The sequence below is a fragment of the Arhodomonas sp. KWT genome (genome assembly GCF_010993615.1).
Map to the genome: position 1 here is coordinate 1 of NZ_WNXE01000172.1, position 4,864 is coordinate 4,864.

General features: G+C 70.9%; 4 protein-coding genes and 1 pseudogene. 2 read left to right on the forward strand and 3 right to left on the reverse strand.

Annotation, left to right across the window (positions count from 1 at the left end; translation table 11 throughout):
* Both G7A99_RS15945 and mdoH read left to right on the forward strand, forming a co-directional pair.
* The coding region (locus tag G7A99_RS15945; RefSeq protein ID WP_163141937.1) for a glucan biosynthesis protein at positions 1 to 305 on the forward strand (305 nt) is incomplete at its 5' end.
* 16 nt (positions 306 to 321) lie between these two features.
* The gene (gene mdoH / locus G7A99_RS15950; RefSeq protein ID WP_240466306.1) at positions 322 to 2,214 is read left to right on the forward strand and encodes a glucans biosynthesis glucosyltransferase MdoH; all 1,893 of its coding nucleotides are present in this window, start codon (positions 322 to 324) and stop codon (positions 2,212 to 2,214) included.
* Here the strand turns inward: mdoH and G7A99_RS15955 are convergent.
* From G7A99_RS15955 to G7A99_RS15965, 3 genes and pseudogenes are all read right to left on the reverse strand, one after another.
* Positions 2,207 to 2,695: a TspO/MBR family protein gene (locus tag G7A99_RS15955; RefSeq protein WP_018718848.1), complete on the reverse strand. Its 489-nt coding sequence runs from the start codon at positions 2,693 to 2,695 to the stop codon at positions 2,207 to 2,209. The genes mdoH and G7A99_RS15955 overlap by 8 nt on opposite strands.
* A gap of 5 nt (positions 2,696 to 2,700) precedes the next feature.
* Positions 2,701 to 4,368 carry a hypothetical protein gene (locus G7A99_RS15960; protein WP_163141941.1) on the reverse strand — a complete coding sequence of 556 codons (1,668 nt, stop codon included), beginning with the start codon at positions 4,366 to 4,368 and terminating at the stop codon, positions 2,701 to 2,703.
* Positions 4,369 to 4,415: 47 nt separating this feature from the next.
* A pseudogene (locus G7A99_RS15965) lies at positions 4,416 to 4,864 on the reverse strand (aminotransferase); the annotation flags it as partial.

Consider the following 4,864-nt stretch of genomic DNA (forward strand, 5'->3'; position numbering starts at 1 on the left):
ACGCGGCCATTCCCGGTACCAAGGACAAGCCGCCGAAGAGCCTGCGCCAGTTCATCGTCGATTTCGCCGGCGGTGAGCTCGACGGCCTGGCCGGCTCGCAGCCGGTAACCGCGGAGCTCAGCCAGTCCACGGGGGTCACCCAGGACGTCACCGTCCACCGTCTGCCCGACGGCCACTGGCGTGCGAGCTTCCGGCTCGCGCCGGACGGTGAGAAGCCCTCCGACCTGAGGCTGTTCCTGCAACTGCGCGGCGAACGCGTCAGCGAGACGTGGAACTATGTCTGGGATCCCGATGCACTCCCCTGAAGCATCGACATCGCCGGTGACGGATCGGGTGCACTGCCCCGGGGCCGGCCTGCGCCGTGCCGTATTCGCGCTGCTGGTGCTCTCCAGCGCGGCGGGCGGGGTGTTCCTGATGTTCAGCATCCTGCGGGCCAACGACACCACCATCCTGGAGTGGGGCATCCTGGCGCTGTTCACGGTCACGTTCACCTGGATCGTGGCCGCCTTCTGGAGCGCCGTGGCGGGCTTCGTGCTGTCGCTGGCAAGGCGCCATCCACTGACGCTCGCGGCCAGCCCGGTACCGGATTCGGGGCCCACCGGCCGCGTTGCGGTGGTGATGCCGGTCTACAACGAGGATCCGGGCCGGGTCCTGGCCGGGCTGGAAGCCACCTGGCACTCTCTGGTGGCGACCGGGGCGGGGGAGCGCTTTGACTTCCACCTGCTCAGCGACACCCGCGACGAGGCCATCGCGGAGGCCGAGGCCGCCGGCTGCGCCGAGCTGGCGGAGCGCCTCGACGCCGATGGCCGGCTGTTCTACCGGCGCCGGGACGACAACGCGGGACGCAAGGCGGGCAACATCGCCGATTTCTGCCGGCGCTGGGGCGGGCGATACGACTTCATGGTGGTGCTCGATGCCGACAGCGTGATGAGCGGCGATGCGCTGCTGGCGCTGGCGCGGACCATGTGGCGCCACCCCTCGGCGGGCATCATCCAGACGGTGCCGATCCCGGTGCGTCAGCGCACGCCGTTCGGGCGTTTCCTGCAGTTCGCCGCCCGGCTGTACAGCCCCATGCTGGCGACGGGGCTGAGCTTCTGGCAGATGGATGCGGCCAACTACTGGGGCCACAACGCGATCATCCGCGTGCGCGCCTTCAGCGACTGCTGCGGCCTCCCGGCACTGCCCGGGCGGCCGCCCCTGGGCGGGGATATCCTCAGCCACGACTTCGTGGAGGCCGCGCTGATGCGGCGTGGCGGCTGGCACGTCTACCTCCTGCCCGAGATCGAGGGCAGCTACGAGGAGGTGCCGAGCAACCTGCTCGACTTTGCCAAGCGTGACCGCCGCTGGGCCCAGGGCAACCTCCAGCACCTGCGGCTGCTCGCCGCGTACGGGCTGCATCCGCTCAGCCGGGTCCACTTCCTCATGGGGGCGACGGCCTATATCTCGTCGCTGCTGTGGCTGTTCATGCTCGCGCTGAGCACGGTGGACGCCCTCACCCGGGCACTCAATCAGGGCGAGTTCTTCCGGCGCGGCTACCAGCTCTTTCCGGACTGGCCGGTGGCCAAGACCACGGAGATCGCCTCGCTGCTCATGATCACCGTAGCCCTGCTGCTCCTGCCCAAGGTGCTGGGCGTGCTGCGGGCGCTCCTCCGCGCCGACGAGCGCCGGGCCTTCGGCGGTGGCTGGCGCCTGGCGTGGAACGCGCTGACGGAGACGGTGTTCTCCGTGCTCATCGCGCCGGTGATGATGGTCTTCCATGCCGGCTTCGTGCTCGCCGTGCTCAGCGGCAGCCGCACCGGCTGGGACCCCCAGGTCCGTGACGGCCGTGCCGTGGCCTGGCGCGAGGCGGCGCGGCGCACCGCCCTGGCCACCATCGGCGGTCTGCTGTGGGGCGGCGTGACGGCGTGGCTGGCACTCGGCTTTTTCTGGTGGCTGACACCCATCGTGGCGGGGCTGGTGCTGGCCGCCCCGATCGTGGTGTGCTCCAGCCGCCTCGACTGGGGCGAATGGATGGTCCGCAGCGGGACCTGGGCAGCGCCGGAGGAGCGCCGCCCGCCGGCGGTACTGGGGCTGCTGGACACGACGCTCGCGGCGGAGGGCCGCGGTGCGGCGCGGCGGTTGCCGGCACTGCCGCCGGAACGGCCGCTGGCCATGCCGGTACAGTCCCTGGAGCGGGGCGCCCACTGGCGCCGGACGCGGGTGCGGCTCAGTTGAGCCGGATCACGCCGGTGTTCAGGTAGACGGCGAAGCTCACCCACGCGAGGTAGGGTGCGAGCAGCCAGGCGGCGGGCCGCGAGACCCGGTGGAAGCGGGCGATGCACAGCGCGATCAGCAGCCAGAGGACGGCGAGATCGAGCAGTGCGGTGACCGGGCGGTGCCAGCCGAAGAAGATCACCGACCACAGTCCGTTGGCCCCGAGCTGGGCGATAAAGGGCAGCAGCACGGTCAGGCCGTCGGGCAGCATGACCCGGCGGCTCACCAGCCAGGCGGAGACCGCCATCATTACGTAGAGTACCGTCCACGCCACCGGGAACAGCCAGTCCGGCGGCGTGAGCGGTGGCTTGGCGAGGCCCGCGTACCACTCGCCCGGTGGTGTCAGGATGCCGCTGGCGGCGGCGAGCGCCACCACCGCGAGCCAGGCGAGCAGCAGCGCGGCGTCCCTGCCGCGCCCCGCGGTAGCCGGCCGTTCCGGCACGGGGATCAGGAGTCCCCGGATCCGGGCGTGGCGGCGACGTCCAGGAGCAGGCCCTGATCGGTGATGTCGAGCATGATCTCCTGGTCGATGTCCATCGACTCGAGCTGGTCACGGACCTCGTCGATCTCCGCCTGGTCACCCGGCACGGCCTCCAGGTCGCTCATCAGCGCCCCGCTCAGCGCCGAGGGGTTGTAGCGCAGGTCGAGAATGCCGTTTGCCGCAAGGTCCGCGCCGGAGTCCGGCACTGCGGCGTCCTGGCCGGCGAGGACCGTAAAGCGGCCGTCACGCAGCGCGACCCGAACGTCCTTGCCGCTCACCATCGGATGGTCGATGCTCACCGGTTCGCCGCCCACCTCGGGCTGCACGTTGGTGCCGATGAACCCCTGTATCACCTGCCACAGCGCCCCCGGCCGGGAGGTGGCGATATCCAGGGTACCCGTGGGGATCCGGCCCTTCTCCGCCGGGCCGTCGAGCAGGGTGAGCGTCGCACCGCGGACGTCGCCCAGCATCGCGGTCAGCATGCCCATCTGGGAGAGCTGCTGGGTGTTGACCTGCTGCTGGAGCTGCTGCATCTGCGGGCACTGCCACTGCGCGGACTTGAAGCGATTGGCCAGGGTCTGCATGACCGGCACCACCGACGAGATGTCCAGGCCGAGTCCCGCGCTGGCAAGGCTGCCCTGCGCCGCCGACGGGATATGGCCGCGCAACCGTTTCAGGGTCGAGCGCAGGTCGCCGTCGGCGATGTCGGTCACCCAGCGCACGCGTGCGCCACCGGTGTCCGGGTCGAGCTCGGAGACACCGAGCACGCTGCGCGGCCACACATCCACCACCGCATTCATGTCTGCCACGCAGCCGGCTTCCAGCTCCGGCGGCTCCTCGCCGTAGGCCCTGGCGATGGACTTGACCAGTGCCGCGGTGCCGCCGTTGCCGGTGCCGGTGACCGCGCTGGCGAGGGCGCGGTGATCGATGTAGCCGGTGGCCCAGGGCAGGGTGCCGTAGGTCTCGGCCAGCTTCTCCAGACGCCCGGAGTCGGCCATGCTCTCCTCGGGCAGGGTCTCGCCCAGCGCCTTGGGCAGGGCATCCTCCATGCCGGCCACCGCGAGCGTGAATACCGCGTCGCCGTCGCGCACGGCGATCAGCAGGGCCGGCGGTGCGGCGTCACCCTTGCCCGCGAACGGGTAGCGGCGGACGTCCTCGCCGGTCGAGGCGGCCGGGGTTACGCCCGCCCGTTTCTGGGCGGCGTCCAGCGCGGCCTTGAAGGTGTCGACGTCGTCGAGCCGGTAACGCAGTACCGGCAGTCCGGCTACTTCGTAGAAGCCGGATACGCCGCCGTCGTCCAGGCCGATGGAGGCGCCCGGGGTCTCGGCCTCGTCGTCGAGGTAGGTCTGCTCCAGCAGCGCCATCAGCATGCCGGCGGCCGGGCCGCCCTTCTCGGTGGCCTCGGCCGGGCTCGGCAGCTCCTCCCGGGCGTCGCCGCGGTCGAGCACACCCTCCCAGTGCGAGAGGTATGCGGCCACGTCGTAGGGCTCGCTGTAGCCCACGTAGTAGTCGCTGTCCGCGGGGACGTAGGCGAGGAGGTCCTTCCCCCCGTCTCCGCCGAAGATGCTGCTCAGCCACGAGGCACTGGCGGTGCTCGCGACCAGCATGGTTGCGATGAATACGGCCTTTTTCATACCGGCTCCTTGGTCGTCGGTGTCGGTTTATGGTTTGTCGTTGGTCGTCAGGCTTCCCGGCGGGCGATCTCCCGCTCGACGGCGGCGAGCAGCGTGGCCACGGCGATCCCCTCCGCCGCCTGCTTGACCTCCGTGAGTGACGGGAAGGTCGGGGCCACGCGTACGTTGCGATCCTCGGGATCGCGGCCGTGGGGGTAGGTCGCGCCCGCGGGCGTCATCACCACGCCGGCCTCGCGGGCCAGCTCCACGGTGCGCGCGGCGCATCCCTGCGGGGTGTCGAGACTAATGAAGTAGCCGCCCCGCGGGCGTGTCCAGGTCGCCACCCGGTAGTCGCCGAAGACCCGGGCGAAGGCCTCGTGGACGGCGTCGAACTTGGGGGCGATGAGCTCGCGGTGGCCGTCCATCAGCCGGTGGAGGGCGTGGATGTCCGGCAGTTTCGCCAGGTGGCGGAGCTGGTTGATCTTGTCCGGACCAATGGCGCGTTTGCCGGCGCGGG

What these genes read in the sequence shown, in the direction of transcription:
- G7A99_RS15960 (WP_163141941.1), bottom strand. Translation starts at nt 4,368, where the DNA reads ATGAAAAAGGCCGTATTCATCGCAACCATGCTGGTCGCGAGCACCGCC.